The organism is Psychrobacter sp. 4Dc, assembly GCF_002836715.1.
In the GTDB taxonomy this organism is placed as follows: domain Bacteria; phylum Pseudomonadota; class Gammaproteobacteria; order Pseudomonadales; family Moraxellaceae; genus Psychrobacter.
Genome location: NZ_PJAT01000030.1, coordinates 1 through 931, shown reverse-complemented (window position 1 = coordinate 931; position 931 = coordinate 1). Strand labels below are relative to the sequence as shown.

Here is a 931-nt window from a genome sequence, read left to right as displayed (position 1 = left end):
ACTCGTTGACAATAAAAAAGGCTAACTTTTCGTTAGCCTTTTTGCTATGAAATAGTCACAGTCATTTTTTATGAACTATTTGATGTGACTATTAAAAGCAAATTGTTATGGAGTAACCACTACATAATCATTGGTGTTAATTAAAATTTCTGATGGTTGATCGACAACGATACGCACTACGTTATTATCAACGACTTGAGATTTGTAATAGTTGTCTTCTGCAACTGTACAGCCTAAACAACGTCCCATCGCATCCCAAGGCTCAACAAATAGCTTCTGCTGTGCTTGATCTGCATTACCACCAATAAGTGAGAAAGGTAGGCTTACGATATAAGCTGCTGTTCCAGCCACAGCATTCACGAGTTGCAATGGTTTGCCAACAATCGTATCGACTACCATCGTCTCATATGAAGGACCAAAATCAGTTTCATCAATTTCTATAGCTGCAAAAGTAGGCTGGATAGTTGCAGCTAACAATCCTAGAGTTGCCAATACAGTAAAAAATCTCTGCTTAACTGTGCGTTGAGTTTTTGCTTTAACAGTCATAACGATATCCTGAAACTCATAGTAGTATGATTAATGGCTGCTGCTATCTTCACGCAGGAATCTTGCGGCAACAATAGTTAGGCTAAATATTACAGAAAAATAAATGATACGCACTATTTATGTAAGCGCTAGCACTATTAAAGCAAGATGTGCGCTAATAAGCAACAAAAATGAGAATAATCTAGTTATAGCTTTGGCAGTATTTGATACTTTTAAAAATAGATACTGTGTCTAGATATTATCTTAAACTAGACACAGTACAAACAAACGGATATCCATTATTAGTTATTTGGTGGTGTTCTAAAAAGTATGCTGACATCAGACATAGCCATAATTGATATAAAAGAATACCAAATCAAACACTTTTAAGTGACTATCGAGCTTT

1 protein-coding gene is annotated in these 931 nt (G+C 35.6%); it reads right to left on the bottom strand.

Annotation, left to right across the window (positions count from 1 at the left end):
• Positions 1-105: 105 nt before the first annotated feature.
• Positions 106-546 carry a hypothetical protein gene (locus tag CXF61_RS01765; RefSeq protein ID WP_165596943.1) on the bottom strand — a complete coding sequence of 147 codons (441 nt, stop codon included), beginning with the start codon at positions 544-546 and terminating at the stop codon, positions 106-108.
• Positions 547-931: the final 385 nt, after the last annotated feature.

Coding starts and splice junctions, on each gene's coding strand:
- CXF61_RS01765 (WP_165596943.1), bottom strand. CDS start 546: ATGACTGTTAAAGCAAAAACTCAACGCACAGTTAAGCAGAGATTTTTT.